The sequence below is a fragment of the Phocaeicola vulgatus ATCC 8482 genome (genome assembly GCF_000012825.1).
In the GTDB taxonomy this organism is placed as follows: domain Bacteria; phylum Bacteroidota; class Bacteroidia; order Bacteroidales; family Bacteroidaceae; genus Phocaeicola; species Phocaeicola vulgatus.
Genome location: NC_009614.1, coordinates 3,881,786 through 3,897,778, shown reverse-complemented (window position 1 = coordinate 3,897,778; position 15,993 = coordinate 3,881,786). Strand labels below are relative to the sequence as shown.

At 43.0% G+C, this 15,993-nt stretch carries 13 protein-coding genes; 7 read left to right on the top strand and 6 right to left on the bottom strand.

Annotated elements, in window-relative coordinates:
* Positions 1-2 precede the first annotated feature (2 nt).
* From BVU_RS15540 to cbiD, 3 genes are read left to right on the top strand one after another with little or no spacing between them, the layout of a single operon-like run.
* Positions 3-1,184, top strand: a complete 1,182-nt coding sequence (locus BVU_RS15540) for a bifunctional cobalt-precorrin-7 (C(5))-methyltransferase/cobalt-precorrin-6B (C(15))-methyltransferase (protein WP_041174567.1) — start codon at positions 3-5, stop codon at positions 1,182-1,184.
* A 21-nt stretch (positions 1,185-1,205) separates the two neighbouring features.
* The gene (cobM, locus tag BVU_RS15535; protein WP_005853285.1) at positions 1,206-3,017 is read left to right on the top strand and encodes a precorrin-4 C(11)-methyltransferase; all 1,812 of its coding nucleotides are present in this window, start codon (positions 1,206-1,208) and stop codon (positions 3,015-3,017) included.
* A 25-nt stretch (positions 3,018-3,042) separates the two neighbouring features.
* The gene (cbiD, locus tag BVU_RS15530; RefSeq protein WP_012055536.1) at positions 3,043-4,839 is read left to right on the top strand and encodes a cobalt-precorrin-5B (C(1))-methyltransferase CbiD; all 1,797 of its coding nucleotides are present in this window, start codon (positions 3,043-3,045) and stop codon (positions 4,837-4,839) included.
* Between the two features lie 21 nt (positions 4,840-4,860).
* Here the strand turns inward: cbiD and BVU_RS15525 are convergent, their stop codons facing one another.
* Genes BVU_RS15525 through BVU_RS15515 form a run of 3 tightly spaced genes read right to left on the bottom strand, consistent with a single transcriptional unit; the run spans position 4,861 to position 8,083 of the window.
* Positions 4,861-5,880, bottom strand: coding sequence for an ABC transporter ATP-binding protein (locus tag BVU_RS15525; RefSeq protein WP_012055535.1), 1,020 nt, complete (start codon positions 5,878-5,880; stop codon positions 4,861-4,863).
* A 2-nt stretch (positions 5,881-5,882) separates the two neighbouring features.
* Positions 5,883-6,920: an iron ABC transporter permease gene (locus BVU_RS15520; RefSeq protein ID WP_008668681.1), complete on the bottom strand. Its 1,038-nt coding sequence runs from the start codon at positions 6,918-6,920 to the stop codon at positions 5,883-5,885.
* 11 nt (positions 6,921-6,931) lie between these two features.
* Positions 6,932-8,083 carry an ABC transporter substrate-binding protein gene (locus BVU_RS15515; protein ID WP_012055534.1) on the bottom strand — a complete coding sequence of 384 codons (1,152 nt, stop codon included), beginning with the start codon at positions 8,081-8,083 and terminating at the stop codon, positions 6,932-6,934.
* Positions 8,084-8,186: 103 nt separating this feature from the next.
* Here BVU_RS15515 and BVU_RS15510 point away from each other — a divergent pair, with 103 nt between their 5' ends.
* Entirely contained in the window at positions 8,187-8,915 is a 729-nt protein-coding gene (locus tag BVU_RS15510; RefSeq protein ID WP_012055533.1) for a precorrin-2 C(20)-methyltransferase, read from the top strand.
* Here BVU_RS15510 and BVU_RS15505 read toward each other — a convergent pair.
* A complete protein-coding gene (locus tag BVU_RS15505) occupies positions 8,878-9,291 on the bottom strand; it encodes a hypothetical protein (protein ID WP_041174566.1) in 414 nt (137 codons plus the stop codon). The two genes, BVU_RS15510 and BVU_RS15505, sit on opposite strands and share 38 nt — an antisense overlap.
* 101 nt (positions 9,292-9,392) lie before the next feature.
* Complete coding sequence (locus tag BVU_RS15500) at positions 9,393-10,832, bottom strand: tagaturonate reductase (protein WP_005846561.1); 1,440 nt, start codon at positions 10,830-10,832, stop codon at positions 9,393-9,395.
* 325 nt (positions 10,833-11,157) lie between these two features.
* Between BVU_RS15500 and uxaC the strand changes: the two genes are divergently transcribed.
* A complete protein-coding gene (uxaC, locus tag BVU_RS15495) occupies positions 11,158-12,564 on the top strand; it encodes a glucuronate isomerase (protein WP_005846562.1) in 1,407 nt (468 codons plus the stop codon).
* An 88-nt stretch (positions 12,565-12,652) separates the two neighbouring features.
* Here the strand turns inward: uxaC and BVU_RS15490 are convergent, their stop codons facing one another.
* Positions 12,653-13,852 carry a peroxiredoxin family protein gene (locus BVU_RS15490; RefSeq protein WP_012055532.1) on the bottom strand — a complete coding sequence of 400 codons (1,200 nt, stop codon included), beginning with the start codon at positions 13,850-13,852 and terminating at the stop codon, positions 12,653-12,655.
* A gap of 181 nt (positions 13,853-14,033) precedes the next feature.
* On the opposite strand from BVU_RS15490, the gene BVU_RS15485 reads away from it, so the two are divergent.
* Together BVU_RS15485 and BVU_RS15480 are read left to right on the top strand one after the other, a co-directional pair.
* The gene (locus tag BVU_RS15485) at positions 14,034-14,996 is read left to right on the top strand and encodes a winged helix-turn-helix domain-containing protein (protein WP_005846569.1); all 963 of its coding nucleotides are present in this window, start codon (positions 14,034-14,036) and stop codon (positions 14,994-14,996) included.
* 153 nt (positions 14,997-15,149) lie between these two features.
* The gene (locus BVU_RS15480) at positions 15,150-15,953 is read left to right on the top strand and encodes an MBL fold metallo-hydrolase (protein WP_008668668.1); all 804 of its coding nucleotides are present in this window, start codon (positions 15,150-15,152) and stop codon (positions 15,951-15,953) included.
* The last annotated feature ends 40 nt before the right edge of the window (positions 15,954-15,993 follow it).

Below are 15,993 nucleotides of genomic sequence, written 5' to 3'. Positions count from 1 at the left end.
CCATGCAAACATTCTATATAATAGGTATAAGCGATAACCGGAATCAATTTCTTTCTCCTGAAATCCGGAACTTGGTTTCTCAAGGGAAAGTCTTCTCGGGAGGAAAACGTCATCACGAACTGGTACACGCTTATTTGCCGGAAGATGCCGTATGGATAGACATCACCGTCCCGCTGGATACGGTATTCTCCCGTTACGAGGAACATCCCGAAATAATCGTTTTCGCTTCGGGCGACCCGTTGTTTTTCGGCTTCGCCAATACCGTCATGAGAAAACTCCCGTCGGCAAAGATTATCTTATTCCCCACCTTCAACTCGCTGCAAATGCTGGCACACCGTATATTGCTCCCCTATCAGGAGATGCAGACCTTGTCGCTGACCGGACGTCCTTGGGATGCATTCGACTCTGCTTTAATCAGAGGAGATAAACTGATAGGCGTGTTGACCGACCGGGAAAAGACACCTGCCACCATTGCCGCCCGGATGCTGGAGTATGGATATGACAACTACCGCATGACCGTGGGGGAAGCATTAGGCAATGGCGAGGAAGAATCTGTACGTACATTCTCTTTAGAGGAAGCCTCCCAATCTGCTTTCCGCTTTCCCAATTGCCTGATACTGCAAAGAAACAAGGTGCATCCCCGTCCGTTCGGAATTCCCGAAAGTGAGTTTCATCTGTTGAACGGACGCAACAGAATGATTACCAAAATGCCTGTCCGCTTGCTTACTCTCAGTATGCTGACATTAAGGGAAAAGAAATCATTCTGGGACATCGGTTTCTGCACCGGCTCTGTTTCCATAGAAGCCAAGCTCCAATTTCCGGAGCTGAAAGTGACAGCATTCGAACAGCGTACGGAAGGTAAAGAGTTAATGGAACGCAACAGTCGTAAATTCGGCACGCCCGGCATTACAACCGTCATGGGTGATTTTCTGGAAACGGAACTCGGCGGACTTCCCGCCCCCGATGCCGTATTTATAGGTGGTCATGGAGGAAAAATGATAGAGATTCTACAAAAAATCAAAGAAGTGCTGTTGCCTGACGGAGTCATTGTATTCAATTCGGTTTCGGAAGAGAGCAAGGCCCTGTTCACAAAAGGTATAACGCAAATCAACAAGAAGGTAACACAGTGTACCCGTATTGCTGTGGATGCCTTTAATCCGATAGAGATAATGAGAGCGGAATAAATGATTTAAAACAGATAACAAATGAAAGCAATCATACTGATATCAGAAGCCAGCCTGCCGTTGGCAAAAACACTACAAAGAGAGTTGCCGGATACCCTTATTTATACCAAAAACGAATGCGAAGGCTGTATTTCCATCACATCCTGCCATCGGTTCATAGAGGAGCATTTCAATGACTTCGACAGCATCATCTTTATCGGTGCCATGGGAATCTGTGTACGCAGCATTGCAGGATGCATAAAAAACAAATATAAAGATCCGGCAGTGGTCTGTGTGGACAGTACGGGGCGCTTTGTCATTTCAGTACTTTCCGGGCATGTGGGGGGAGCCAATGAACTGACCCGCCATATTGCCGCCATTACAGGAGGAGAAGCTGTGATTACCACCCAAAGTGACAATGCCGGGTTATGGGCGCTGGACACGCTGGCTGGAAAATATGGCTGGAAAATAACTGTTCCTCATGCAGAAATGAACAGACTGGTCACACTTTTTGTCAACCGGGAACCAACGGCGCTGCTGCTCGATATAAAGGATAAAGGTACGGAGTATCTGGAACGCACGCTTCCCGCACACGTAAAAGTGTTCTATCATTTCGAAGACATGCCCCAATCGGAATTCAAGTTGATTATTGCTGTTACACCTTATATATATAGTGCGGAGATTCCCATGCTCTGCTTCCATCCCGCCGTCCTCCACTTGGGAATAGGTTGCCGGAAACAATGCGATCCTTCGGGCATTGCGGAATACATAGAAGCCGTGATGCACAGACATGGTTTGTGCCCGTTCTCTCTCGCCTCCCTCAATACCATCGAACTGAAAAAAGACGAGCCTCTGCTGGAAATCCTCCACCGGCGATGGGCCGATACGGAAACCCATATTTATCCTGCGGAAGAACTGAAAGATATCACAGTTCCCCATCCGTCTGAAAAGGCATTCGAAGTGACAGGCGTCTATGGAGTGGCCGAAAGCACAGCCTTGAAAAGCAGCGGTGAAGGAACACTTGTATTGGAAAAGCAAAAGGGCATGCTGACAGAAGGAAACCACTTCACTTTTGCCATAGCCGTCAGTGCGACAGCCATGCGTGGCGGACATATAGAGATAGTGGGTGCAGGTCCCGGTGATCCCGAACTGATTTCGGTACGCGGAAAACGAATGTTGGAGAAAGCGGATCTTGTTCTGTATGCCGGAAGTCTTGTTCCCCGCGAACTGACCTTTTATGCTAAAGAAGGAGCGACCGTACGCAGTTCCGCCGGTATGGATTTGGAGGAACAGTTCGCCTTGATGAAAGAGTTTTATGATAAAGGATTGTTTATTGTACGCTTGCACACGGGAGACCCTTGCATTTATGGAGCCATCCAGGAACAAATGGCTTTCTTCGACCGCTACAAGATGAGTTATCATATCACTCCGGGGATCTCCTCGTTCCAGGCGGCTGCGGCAGCATTGAGGTCACAGTTCACCATCCCCGAAAAAGTACAAAGCATAATCCTCACCCGTGGGGAAGGCCGTACTCCGATGCCCGAAAAAGAACAATTACATAAATTGGCGCAATCACAAAGTACAATGTGCATTTATTTAAGTGCGGGCATTGTGGAACAGGTACAGGAAGAGCTGATGCAGGCATATCCTCCCGAGACTCCGGTTGCCGCCTGTTATAAGCTGACTTGGAAAGAAGAAAAGATTTATCGCGGAGAGTTGAAGGATTTGGCTAAGATAGTACGTGACAATAACCTGACGCTGACTACCTTATTGGTAGTAGGCGAAGCGATAGACAACCGGAAAGGTCTGTCCCGGCTCTATGCGCACGAGTTCAAACACTTGTTCAGAAAGTAAAAAAAGAATCATTCACATCCAGCCTATGATACTGATTTTAGGAGGAACCACCGAAGGACGCACCGCCGTGAAAGTTGCCGATGAAGCCGGAAAGCCCTACTTCTACTCTACCAAAGGAGAATGGCAGGAGATACAATGCAAGCACGGCATCCGTATCACCGGAGGAATGGACACGGAGAAAATGGAAAGTTTCTGCCGCCAAAACAACATCCGTTTGTTGGTGGATGCTGCCCACCCGTTTGCCTCCCAACTCCACCGGACTGTGGATGAAACAAGCCGGACGCTACATCTTCCTGTCATACGTTTTGAAAGGAAGTATCCTCCACGCACCGAAAACATCATCTGGTGTGAAGACTATGCAGATGCCATTTACCGGTTAGAGAAAGCAGGAACCGATCACCTGCTGGCACTGACCGGAGTACAGACCATCGGGAAGTTACGCCCTTATTGGGAGAAACATACCTGTTGGTTCCGCGTACTGGAACGGGAAACTTCCATCACATTAGCCCAAGAACAAGGCTTCCCGAAAGGAAATCTGGTATTCTATCATGCCGGAGAATCCGAAACTCTTTTATTAGAGACACTACATCCACAGGCCATTCTGACCAAGGAAAGCGGAGAATCCGGAGGATTTTCGGAGAAAGTGAAAGCGGCACAGGCTGCAAAAATCCCGGTCTTTGCTATAAAACGCCCTCCCCTTCCCAGGCATTTCATGATCGTTACCGGTGAATATGGATTGAGAAAACAGATAGAAAAGAACATCCCTGCTTTTTACCCGTTGAGAAGCGGCTACACCACAGGGGCCTGCGCTACTGCAGCTGCAAAAGCAGCATTGACGGCTCTGATTTTAGGGGAAGAACAGAAAATGATATCCTTCCGCCTTCCCGATGACGAGGAAATGACCTTACCGGTAGCCCATACAGAAATAGAAAAGAACAGTGCCACCTGCACCGTTGTTAAAGATGCGGGAGATGATCCGGATGTCACTCACGGCGCATCCATTGTGGTAACGGTAAGTTTTAGCAATCACCCGGACATCCGTTTCCTGCAAGGTGAAGGAGTGGGACGAGTCACCCTTCCGGGGCTGGGATTGGAAATCGGGGAACCCGCCATCAATCGCATCCCCCGACAAATGATAATGAAAGAATTATCGGCGCTTTATGACAAAGGGCTGGATGTTACCATTTCCGTTCCCGGAGGAAAAGAGTTGGCACAACGTACTTTCAATCCTAAACTAGGAATTGTGGACGGCATTTCCATCATTGGAACTTCGGGCATAGTCCGTCCTTTTTCTTCAGAAGCTTTTGTCGAGGCTATCCGCAGGGAAGTGGAGGTTTGTGTGGCTGTGGGCTCATCCAGACTCATCATTAATTCGGGAGCAAAAAGCGAACGTTTTGTGAAGAAGGAGTATCCGGGATTACCTGCTCAGGCTTTTGTACATTATGGAAATTTTATAGGGGAGACACTCAAGATAGCTGCCAAGCTTAAGGTTCCATTGGTTACTTTAGGCATTATGATAGGCAAGGCGGTGAAACTGGCCGAAGGAAATCTGGACACACACAGTAAGAAAGTGGTGATGAATAAAGAATTCCTAAGGCAGGTGGCAATGGAAGCCGGATGCTCTCCGGATGTTGAAAGCATGATAGAAAGGTTGACATTAGCCCGTGAATTATGGACCTTGCTGTCTGAAGAAGACGGCGGAAAGTTCTTTCCGTGTTTGTTGGAACATTGTTTTGCGCATTGCGTCCCCTTATTGCCCGAAGGAAAATTGACAATCCTCTTGATTGATGAAGAAGGAAATATTCCTTTCAGGATACAATAACTGATTATTTAGACGCTGCTGCTAAACGGAAGCCAATATAGCAGTGACCTGTTCTAACAATTCCTCTATGGTATCTACCTTTATCGTCCTCCCGGCTACCGGGTGGATAATATATCCACTGGTAGTCATATCTCCCGTTTCAATATAAAAATCGGACTCAACACGCCGGCTTGCCAGAATACCATTCCGCTGCAAGGCTTTCCGTACCATCGCATACTTATTTCCATGTCCCACCAGACGGACTTCTTTTTCAAACTCATTGTCAATGCGGAACAGTCCGGTTTCCATATCAAAAACAATACCCTTACGGGAGAAAAAATTACTCAGGCATCCGTCTATGGAAAGATCTTCAGGAGTTCCTATAGTCACTCCATTGGCTTTATCCATCAGCCAAATCTTATCAGCAATCTGCAAAGCTAACTCTAAATCATGGGTGGAAAGAAAAATCGTCTTGTTGGTAGAACGTGACAAATGATGAAGCAATTGCATAATCTCCACTTTACTGGGGAAATCAAGAAAAGCAGTCGGCTCATCCAGAAAAATCACCGGGGTTTCCTGTGCCAACGCCTTTGCTATCATTACTTTCTGACGCTCACCGTCACTCAAAGTATGTACCATCCGGTATTTCAAATCCTCAATCCTTACCAGCTCAATGGTATCGTTTACTGTATTCTTGTCCTCCTTGCTTAAATTTCCCCAGAAACCGGTATAAGGACTGCGCCCCATACCCACCAGTTCTTCTACGGTCATGTTCCGCAGACTGCATTTTTCGGTCAATACCACTCCGATAACTGTCGCCAACTGTTTATCGGTGTAATCCGTCAGTTTCTTTCCCATTATTTCTATCTCTCCTCCTACAGGCGGCTGAAAGGCAGACAAAGTACGCAATAAAGTAGATTTCCCTACTCCATTCGCCCCCAAAAGACAAGTCAGTTCCCCACTGCGGATAGTAGCATCAATGTCCTTCGCTACAATCTTGGTTCCCCCCTTACCGGGATAACCGGTAGTCAGTTTCCGAATATGTATAGTTTCTTGATTCATCATTACTCATTCATTTCATTGCGACGTTTATTGAATAAAACCGACATCACTACCGGAGCACCTACCAAAGCCGTCACCGAATTTACCGGCAATGCACCTTCGAAACCGGGCATACGGGCAATCAGATTACATACCAATGCCAATGACGCACCTGCCAGTAAAGAAGCAGGCATCAGAATACGATGATCGGATGTGCGGAACATTCCCCTGCAAAGATGCGGAACGGCCAGCCCCAGAAAAATAATCGGGCCGCAATATGCGGTAACAATAGCTACCAATACTCCCGAACAAGTAATGACAAGCAGACGGGCACGTTTTATATTCAATCCGAGATTCCGTGCGTATGCATCTCCCAGCAGCAAAAGATTCAATGTTTTGACAAGCAGGAAGGAAAGTGGCAACAATACCACCATGATACATATAAATAAAGTCATCTGATCTCCCGATACACGGGCAAAACTTCCCAACCCCCAAATGACATATGCACGAATATCCTCCTCCACACTGAAAAATTTCAGCACACCGATCACCGCATTGGCTATGTAACCAATCATCACACCGATAATCAGCAAAGTAACATTGCCCCTTACTTTTTGGGAAACGAAAACAATAAGTGCCATAATGGAAAGTGAACCTGCAATAGCTGCTATGGTAAGGGCTATTTCCCCCATAAAGCCTAGCTTGCTCAAAGCAACACCACCCAAACTGCCCGAAAGAAGCACCACAAAAGCAACTCCCATACTGGCTCCCGAACTGATGCCCAGTACCGACGGACCGGCCAAAGGATTGCGGAAAACAGTCTGCATCTGTAAACCGCTGACAGAGAGCCCCGCCCCCGCCGCCAATGCGGTAAGCGCCTGTGGTACCCGTGATTTCCAAATAATATTTTGCCATATAACAGACTCATTCCCTGTTCCCCAAAGGATATTCCACACAGCACGAAGCGGTATGGAAACAGAACCTAATACCAGATTCAGGAAGAAAAACAGAAAAATAGAAGCCATAATTAACAGCATATAAAATGCAACAGGTCGTTTCATATACTATTTTCCTATTTAAGCAATTCATAATATCCCGGTTGGTGACCGGACAAAAGCTGCGGATGAAAGATTTGAATCAAATCTGCCAGAACAACTTCCGGTTCTGTAGGCATACTCTCATAAAAAGGTTTTTCACGCATGTTACAATAAATCACCCCTTTCTCTTTGTATGCTTTAAAATCAACATAACGGGCATCTTCCTCTTTCAACGTGTTATAAGAAAATTCTCCTTGATAGCTATTCACAATACGCCAATAATCGGCACCTGCCGCTTGGCTGTAAACTGTTTCAAAATCGAGGGTGACTCCTCCAGACTGTTCATCGTCTTTCAAAAAATAATCGGCACCGGCATCTTTAAACAATTGTGCGAGAAAACTCCTCCCTCCTACAGCATACCAATTGCCGCCCCGCAATTCTCCACTGAATACCACCGGGCGTTTTGTCACCCGACCGGTCAGTTCCTTCAGTTCGTTATATCTTTTCTTAATAGCGGCAAACTGCTTATTAGCTTTATCTTCTCTTCCCAATAACAAGCCCACAAACTTTATCCATTCAGCCTGTCCCAAAGGAGTCATTTCCTTATATCCCAAATGCGGCATCAAAGGAATGCCTACCTCTTTCAAAGCATCGTACCCCCCTCGTTTAAAAGGAGAGATCAAAATCAAATCCGGGTTTACACTCATAATCACCTCATTATCGAAATTCCCTTCAATACCTATCTTATGAATGCTTCCATCTTTCAAACGATCATTTATTTTCTTGTTAAACAAATGACGTGTACTAGTGATACCCACCACCGCATCCAGCTCTTCCAACTTGATAAAATTGGAAAGTTGCAGGGAAGTCATGCAGATAACGCTTCGTATGGGAGTTTCAATAACCGTATAATCCGCAGGTATGTTTTCCGCTTCCACACCTCTTGGCACCAAAGCATAATGAAAAGACTGACTTTCTTTATTCTGAGGGTCCTGAATGTCAAGCAGACAAGCCTGATCCGTATAGGTTATTTTAAACCCTTGGGCATATTCCGGAATAATCTTCACAATAGAAGAATCTGTCAATGTCTTATGCTCCAGATTCCCGGAGCCCTGTTTGTGCTTATTTTGGCAGGCTGTAACAGTCAATAATAACAAAAGGCCCGAAGCCCATATTAGTTTTTTCATGTTCTTTTCTGTTTTTCAGCCAACAAAGGTAATCAATTCTCTTGCTTTATACGGAATTTTTCAGCACTTTTGCGTGCTTAAAAACTGTAAATACCTACAAAAGATGAGTCATCCGATCTATTTTGTTTCTTTAGGACCCGGTGATGCCGAACTGATTACATTGAAATCATTGCATGCTTTACAGCAAGCAGACATAATATATTGTCCATCAACGGTTCGGGAACCAGACAAAATCTTGTCACGTGCCGCCACCCTGTTACATAAGCTAGGCATCAAAGGAGATATACACCTATTCTCGCTCCCGATGAGCAAAGACAGAACAAAAGCAATCAAAGTCTATCGGCAACTTTTCGAAGAAATGAGGCTGGAACAAAAAGCAGGAAAACGGTTGGCGGTAGCAGTAGAAGGCGATGCGGGAATTTACGCCTCCGTTCACTATGTACTGGATCTCCTCGAAGAAAATGGAATCCCCGTAGAGCAACTTCCCGGTATTCCTTCATTCATCGCTGCGGAAGCGGCCGCAAAACTACATCTCATCAGCCAAAAAGAAAGACTGGTCATTATTCCGGGCAATATTACTTCGGACGAACTGGACATGTATCTAAGCCATCATCATGTGCCGGTTATCATGAAATTATCTCAATGTGCAGACATAGTAAAGGATTACATGGAGTCCCACCCCCAATACAGTTATCATTATTTTGAAAATATATCGACAGCCGAAGAATATCATTCTTCCCATCAGGCGGAACTGAAAAGAAGAGTATTTCCTTATTTTTCCTTAATGATCATCTTTAACGAACAGACACGGAAGGACGATAGTGCAAAATAGCGTTCAGAATACCTTCAATATTTACATCATCTTTCTTGATAACTAAAAAATTGTGGTACATTCCTTCTTTCCGGTAACGGATCACAATCGACTTGAGTTTACCAGACTTTGTGTACTCCTTTTCTATCTCTGTGATGTTTTGCAAAGGAAAAACATGCCGAGGCTTCATCCCTCTTATAGCTAAGATAAAAGAATCAGGAGTAATAGTATAAACAGACAATAACCTTACCCCCGTTATCAACAGAGGAGGAGTCAGGACCAGCAAAGATGCATATCTTCCATGCGCTATAAAAAGGCATGTACACGCCACCAACATAATAGCAATAACTGCCCAAATCCATAAAGGATAGCCGGGTCTGAATTCTTGTTTTTCCATATGCCACATCTATCTTGTATAGATACAAAAATAGGGAGATTCAGTTTTATAACCAAATCTCCCTCAAGGAATTTATAAACTATTTCTAACAATTAATCTGATTAGAGAATACCCTTTACTGTTTCCAGCATACCCTTTTCTTGAATAGAGTCAAGATCAGCTTTTACTGCGGCGGTCAAACCCGGAATGTTGTTCAAGTTCTCACCCCAAATAGATTCTGCTGCCAACACGCCTTCCGCCACTTTCTGAGTGCAGCCTGTAGCCCAAAGTTCTTTCAGCAGATTCATGATTTCAGGAGCATCGTTCGGAACAATCTCAGCACCGTCAGCACGAACACCACCTTTATAATAAGTGATGATAGCCGCCAGTCCCAATACCAAGCCTTTAGGCAACTCACCCTTACGCTCCAGATAAACTTTCAAGCCCGGGAGGTCGCGAGTTTCATATTTAGGGAATGAATTCAGCATGATAGAAGTCACCTGGTGATCAACAAACGGATTGTTGAAACGCTCCAAAACATCTTCCGCAAACTTCTTCAATTCTTCTTTCGGCAGGTTCAGGGTTTCCATCAACTCATCGAACATAACTTTATGAATGTATTTACCTACCACTTCATGCTCGCAAGCCTCGCGCACAATGTTGATTCCAGACAGATAAGCTACCGGAGACAGCACTGTGTGAGGACCGTTCAGCAAAGTAACTTTTCTTTCGTGATAAGGAGCTTCAGACGGAACGAACAATACATTCAAACCGGCTTTGTCGGCAGGGAATTCCTTGGCGACCTCCTGCGGAGCTTCAATTACCCACAAATGGAAGATTTCTGCCTGTACCACCAGATTGTCATCATACTGCAATTTTTCTTTAATAGCAGCGATATCTTTGCGGGGGAATCCCGGCACAATACGGTCTACCAAAGTAGCATAGACACCACAAGCTTCCTCAAACCATTGCTTGAAGTCTTCACCCAAGTTCCACAAATCAATATATTGATAGATGGTTTCTTTCAGTTTATGGCCGTTCAGGAAAATCAATTCGCAAGGGAAAATTATCAAACCTTTGCTCTTGTCACCATTGAACGTTTTATAACGGTGATACAGCAACTGGGTCAGTTTGCCCGGATAAGATGAAGCAGGGGCATCATCCAGCTTGCAGGCAGGATCAAAAGCGATACCGGCCTCTGTCGTATTAGAGATAACGAAACGCATTTCCGGCTGTTCCGCCAATTTCATAAATTCATCATTCTGAGAATAAGGATTCAAGGCACGACTGATCACATCAATTTTTGTCAGGCTGTTTACCACCTGTCCTTTATCCAAACCCTGCAAGTTTACATGATACAGACAATCTTGTGCGTTCAACATGTCAACCATACCTTTTTCAATAGGTTGAACCACCACCACACTGCTGTTGAAATCAGTTTTTTCGTTCATGTTGTAGATAATCCAATCCACAAACGCACGCAGGAAGTTACCCTCACCAAATTGAATGATTCTTTCGGGACGTTGAGTCTTTGCTGCTGTCTCCTTGTTTAATGCTTTCATATTTTTAATTATATTATGTGTTTATCCATACCTGTACTTATTGAAGACGAATCAGATTTTATTGTGTACTCATAGTATTCATGCTTTCTTTTAAATGGTAATATATATTTAAGTTTTTATATATCATCATTGAACCAAGCATTTAAAATCTTTAAATCTTCGCCGCAAAGATACAAATAATTTTGTTATTCCAAATAAAATTTCTACTTTCGTGTTCGATAACGGTTAATAAATCTAAAGAGATGCTCTTTGACATCTTTTTTAGAATGAGTTTTTACTGAAAGTCAAAATAAACAACAATTATATAGATATAAAAAGACTACTTATGAAAAACTTTATGGATGAAAACTTCCTGCTTCAGACAGAAACTGCGCAGAAGTTGTATCATGAACATGCGGCTAAAATGCCTATTATCGATTACCACTGCCACCTGATTCCCCAGATGGTTGCTGATGACTATCAGTTTAAGTCACTGACAGAAATCTGGTTGGGTGGAGACCACTATAAATGGCGTGCCATGCGTACCAACGGTGTGGACGAACGTTATTGTACCGGTAAAGACACCACGGACTGGGAAAAATTTGAAAAATGGGCGGAAACAGTTCCTTATACCTTCCGCAACCCATTATACCATTGGACTCATTTGGAATTGAAAACCGCATTTGGAATCAATAAAGTATTGAATCCGAAAACTGCCCGCGAGATTTTTGATGAATGTAATGAAAAGCTTGCCAAACCGGAATACTCCGCACGAGGCATGATGCGTCGTTATCATGTGGAAACCGTTTGTACAACCGATGATCCGGTAGATTCATTGGAATATCACATCAAAACCCGTGAAAGCGGATTCGAAATTAAAATGCTTCCCACTTGGCGTCCGGACAAGGCGATGGCAGTAGAAGTTCCCGCTGATTTCCGTGCTTATATGGAAAAATTGTCTGCTGTAAGCGGTGTCACGATATCTTCTTTCGATGACATGGTGGCTGCTTTGCGGAAACGTCATGACTTCTTTGCTGAACAAGGTTGTAAATTGTCTGACCACGGAATTGAAGAGTTTTATGCTGAAGACTATACTGATGCTGAAATCAATGCTATATTTAATAAGGTATATGGTGGTACAGAACTGACCAAGGAAGAAATTCTGAAATTCAAATCAGCCATGCTGATCGTATTTGGGGAAATGGATTGGGAAAAAGGATGGACCCAGCAGTTCCACTATGGAGCAATCCGCAACAACAACACCAAGATGTTCAAACTTCTGGGACCTGATACCGGTTTCGATTCAATCGGTGAGTTTACCACCGCCAAAGCGATGGCTAAATTCCTTGACCGCCTGAATACAGAAGGAAAACTGACCAAAACTATCCTTTACAACTTGAATCCTTGCGCCAATGAAGTAATTGCCACCATGTTAGGCAACTTCCAGGATGGCACAATTCCAGGCAAGATTCAATTCGGTTCCGGATGGTGGTTCCTCGATCAGAAAGACGGTATGGAAAAGCAGATGAATGCACTGTCATTGTTAGGCTTGTTGAGCCGCTTCGTAGGTATGCTGACAGACTCTCGTTCATTCCTGTCTTATCCGCGTCACGAATATTTCCGCCGTACTTTGTGCAACTTGCTGGGTAATGATGTGGAAAACGGCGAAATCCCTGCTTGCGAAATAGAACGCGTCAATCAGATGGTGGAAGATATCTGCTATAATAATGCCAAGAAGTTCTTCCAATTCTGACAACCGTCAGAATGCTGAATATAAATAAATGAGGATGGAACAAATGTGTCTGCAAAAGTTTTCACTTTTTGTTCCATCCTCATTCCAGTCATAGCAATTCTTCTATAGTCTCCGTTATTTCCTTGTCGGTTTTTCCCATGCCATATCCTCGGATGACTTTCCGTATAATCCGTTCTTTATCCAAAATAAAAAAGTACGGAGCTGCCCCACCCGTCCGGTAATCTTCTATCACTTTATCATCTCCATCCAAAAACATATAATTCAATTCCTTTCTCTTTGCATAATTCTGAAGTGAATGCATCCGGCTCCAACTTTCAATGGCTACCAATTCAAAATCTTCTTCTTGGTACTTTCTTTTCAGTTCTTTCAGAAAAGGGATAGAAGCCTGGCAAGCTCCACAGCCTATTCCTGTTATATTTACCAAGATGACCTTACTTTTCAAATCACTCAATGACACGGGACGCTCCTTTATATCATTCAATGTCCATTCTGGTGCTTTCTTACCCGTCAGATTAGCGGCCATATTCCTGGAAGGAGCGCCATAATCATATTTTTTTGTTTCATAACCTTGCGGAACATAATCGAAAACATCAAACCTGTCAATTGTTTCTTTGTTTATTTCCACATTACAGCAAGTTTCCACCGATATATTATGGGACATCGCTCTCCGTTTCTTATAAGGCAAACCATTCGACTTGTGAATCCACAGTTCATAAATAGAGGTCGGCTCTACATAAAAAGGAGGTGGAGGCATGTGATAAGCTTTACCAAAGAACTCCACTTGTGTATCTTCGTTTATGACAAGTTTAAAATGAAAATAATCCCCACAATCTTCCAATGTGGTAACTATGCTGTCTTCTGTTTCCAAAGTATACCTGACAATATTCTTGCAATAATTAAAGAAAGGTGGGGTCAACGGTCTGAAAGGTAACGGTCTGGTGGTAAAATTATCGATTTTTATTTCCTTGACAGCATGATTCACCAACACACGTACTTCACCATTATAACCGAATTGGAACTCTTTACCATCATCTGTTCCCAAATTCACAAAACTTGCCCCTATCGTAGAATCAGCCGGATTATCGAACTCTTTCACCATATATTTTCTAATACTGGAAGGAATTGTATCACCAGGATTCCAGACTTCGCCCTCTACTTTATACGTTGCTGACTTAATCTGCTCTAAATTATCCAACACCTTTTTCAAATACTCTCTCTTGTCATCTTGGCCATTCACCACATATACCGGCAATAACAAGAGAAAAAATAAAACAGCTTTTGTTCTCATACGTTTCTTGCTTTTATTGATTCGCAAAATATTTTGCTGACGCAAAGAAGAAGAAAAGCCTGTATCTCTGCAAAATATTTATCTGAACTCTTTCTGAATTTTCTCCTTTTTCAGAAAAAGATCAGATAAAACACCTGTTTTTTCCTTAACGTTATTTACTTTTGCATTCAAAATTCATACGATGAAAAGGGCAAAAACACACATTATCTTATTTATGGCAGTCACCATCACCGTTCTATATACTGTTTATATCGCTTTTCATAATAGTGCCGAACGAGTGAATACCCAAATAGACCACGCTTTCAAATCCGCCATTACGGAAGATTACAATGAAAGACTTGCCTACATCAGCTATTATCATCCCGAACCTACAAACTGGGATATAAAAATGTATACTATCGCTCCCAGCCTACACCAAAAAGTAAAAAGCTACACCATAAGAACCAGACAAGGAAAAACAATCTATACCTTTAAAGACAGTCTGGACGAGCAGACCGCCAAACGTATGCTGAACCAATACATTCTATCCCAACTAAAACCCATAAAGCCCGATGAGTTAAATGCAACCTTTAGAAAAATATTATCCGATCATGGCATAACCGGCAGGACCGGAACTATTTATTATAACAAATCCATTTCCCAACACAGCGACCAAAGTTCTGCAATTCCCCGAACGGCATACAATACTCCCCGATACATAGTAGATATCACCCAGAACATCAAGGTACAAGCATGGGTAAATTATGACTTCAAAACTATTTTACGACACATAGACAACACACTCTTTTGGCTCATCGGACAATTGATGATTCTTATTTTCATACTCATTTTTCTTAAAAAGGAAAAGGATACTCAAACACTCCTTACCCGTATGAACATAGACATGGAGAAACAAGAGTTGTATATAGGAAACAAAAAGTGCAACATTCAGAAATTAGACCTCACTTTACTAAATATGCTTTATGAAAGAGCAGGAACTTGCGTAAGCCGTGAAGAAATAAAAAAGAGTTTCTGGCCTACGGATGATAATGCCAATGAAAAAATAGATGCACACATCAAATCAATCCGGAAAGTTTTAAAAGAATTCCAAGAATATAAATTAATAACAGTCAGAGGAAAGGGTTATTATCTACGTATTCCATAATCCAGATTCCAGGCATTCTTTTAAAACAATATCCGCTAAATCATCTTTCCGAAAAAGCCTGTTTCTATTTTATTTCCTCCTTTTTTTATGTATATTTGCGGCTCTTTTAACACAAAAAACGTGGGGATTCACTAGAATTGGGAGAGCAACAAAATGAAAATCAAATTTATAAGTCTCGCAAGCGGAAGTAGCGGCAACTGCTATTTTCTCGGAACAGACAGATATGGCATATTGGTGGATGCAGGCATTGGCATCCGTACAATAAAAAAAACATTAAAAGAACTTGGAATCGGACTGGATATCATCCGGGCAGTATTCATAACACACGATCATGCCGACCACATCAAAGCAGTAGGGCATTTAGGAGAGAAATTTGGAATTCCTGTTTACTCCACTCCGGAAGTACATGCAGGAATCAACAAAAGTTATTGCATGACCGAGAAATTATCGACCTGCGTACACTATCTGCACAAAGGTGAGACAATGGAATTGGAAGATTTCACGATTACAGCTTTTGAAGTGCCTCACGACGGAACTGACAATGTAGGCTATTGCATGAATATAGACGGTAAAATATTTTCTTTCCTTACTGACTTGGGGCACATCACCCCCACTGCCGCCGAATATATATGTAAAGCAAACTATTTGGTATTGGAAGCGAATTACGATGAAGAGATGTTGAAAATGGGACCTTATCCCCAATATTTAAAAGAACGTATTGCCGGGCCTAATGGACATATGAGTAACCGCGAAACCGCCGATTTTTTGGCAGAAAATATCAATGAAAGTCTTAAATACATTTGGCTTTGTCATCTTAGCAAAGACAACAACCACCCCGAACTGGCATACAAGACAGTAGAACTCTCACTACGAAACAAAGGGATTATCGTCGGCAAAGATGTGCAAGTCATTGCTTTAAAGCGGAATACACCTTCAGATGTTTATGAGTTTGAATAAATTTCGATGAAAAGGTAAAAAAATGGTGCAAAATGTTGGA